At 48.5% G+C, this 1,893-nt stretch carries 1 rRNA gene; it reads right to left on the bottom strand.

The annotated features are described in order from the left end of the window. A 23S ribosomal RNA gene (locus GT508_RS14295) occupies nucleotides 1–1,735 on the bottom strand; the annotation flags it as partial. Nucleotides 1,736–1,893: the final 158 nt, after the last annotated feature.

Here is a 1,893-nt window from a genome sequence, read left to right as displayed (position 1 = left end):
TGGCACTCCTTCTCCCGAAGTTACGGAGTCATTTTGCCGAGTTCCTTAACAATGCTTCTCCCGTCGGCCTTAGGATTCTCTCCTCATCCACCTGTGTCGGTTTACGGTACGGGCTTAAGTAAAACAATAGCGGCTTTTCTTGACGCATGGCTCACACACTTCCCTACTCTTAATTCGGTCCGCATCACGTCTTCGGATTGATGAACGGATTTTCCTATTCATCTCCTACCTCGCTTGCACCGGCTTTTCCATTTCCGGCTTGTGCTCTCCACACGTGTCCCCACAGTTCTGTTTACTTAAGGTACAGGAATTTCAACCTGTTGTCCATCGGTTACGTCTTTCGACCTGGCCTTAGGCCCCGACTTACCCAGAGCAGATCAGCTTTACTCTGGAAACCTTAGATATTCGGCCGGAAGGATTCTCACCTTCCTCTCGCTACTCATTCCGGCATTCTCTCTTCTATACAGTCCACAGCTCCTTATCGGTACTGCTTCGTCCCGTATACAATGCTCCTCTACCAATGTACTAGGTACATTCCTGAGCTTCGGCAGTGTGTTTCAGCCCCGGACATTTTCGGCGCAGGACCTCTCGACTAGTGAGCTATTACGCACTCTTTGAATGTATGGCTGCTTCTAAGCCAACATCCTAGTTGTCTTTGAAATCCCACATCCTTTTCCACTTAACACACATTTTGGGGCCTTAGCTGCAGGTCTGGGCTCTTTCCCTTTTGACTGTCCAACTTATCTCGTACAGTCTGACTCCCATACAACATCTACACGGCATTCGGAGTTTGATATTCTTCGGTAAGCTTTGACGCCCCCTAGGAAATTCAGTGCTCTACCTCCGCAAGACTTATATGAGGCTAGCCCTAAAGCTATTTCGAGGAGAACCAGCTATCTCCGGGTTCGATTGGAATTTCTCCCCTATCCACACCTCATCCCCACCCTTTTCAACGGATGTGGGTTCGGTCCTCCATTGCCTTTTACGGCAACTTCAACCTGGACATGGATAGATCACCCGGTTTCGGGTCTGCTCCGACTGACTCATTCGCCCTATTAAGACTTGGTTTCCCTTCGGCTCCACACCTTTGGTGCTTAACCTCGCCAGCCAGCGCAACTCGCCGGACCGTTCTACAAAAAGTACGCGGTTCCACATATAAAGTGGTTCCACAGCTTGTAAACATATGGTTTCAGGTTCTGTTTCACTCCCCTCCCGGGGTCCTTTTCACCGTTCCTTCACAGTACTATGCGCTATCGGTCACTAAGGAGTATTTAGCCTTACGGGGTGGTCCCCGCATCTTCAGTCAAGGTTCCACGTGTCTCGACCTACTCTGGATACCGCCATGTCAACTCATCTTTCGCTTACGGGGCTTTCACCCTCTCTGGCCGGCTTTCCCAAAACCGTTCTGCTAAATTCGTTGAATCAATTATGCGGTCCGAACCCCGGGATGCACGCACCCCGGTTTGGGCTCTTCCGTTTTCGCTCGCCGCTACTCACAGAATCACATGTTGTTTTCTCTTCCTCCGGCTACTTAGATGTTTCAGTTCACCGGGTTCCCTTCCTTAAGTTATGTATTGGCTTAAGGATACTTGAGGTTTGCTCAAGTGGGTTTCCCCATTCAGATATCTCCGGATCAAAGGATATTTGCTCCTCCCCGAAGCTTTTCGCAGCTTATCACGTCTTTCATCGGCTCTTAGTGCCAAGGCATCCACCATACGCTCTTTCTAGCATGACCAACTTGTTCTCATCCACGGGAATGGATGATCACTACACCGATATAGCGTTATCGGCGTTGGCTTAAGGTCAATTTTATTTACGTCTGTTTTCTTCAGACAGTAATTATTACTCTGTTTATAACAATTACCTCGGATGTCTTGATTAAGATATTTAAAA

The organism is Dorea sp. BIOML-A1, assembly GCF_009875615.1.
Classification (GTDB): Bacteria; Bacillota; Clostridia; order Lachnospirales; family Lachnospiraceae; genus Dorea_A; species Dorea_A amylophila.
The sequence above is the reverse complement of the archived record's forward strand: the minus strand, read 5'-3'. Positions and strand labels throughout refer to the sequence as shown.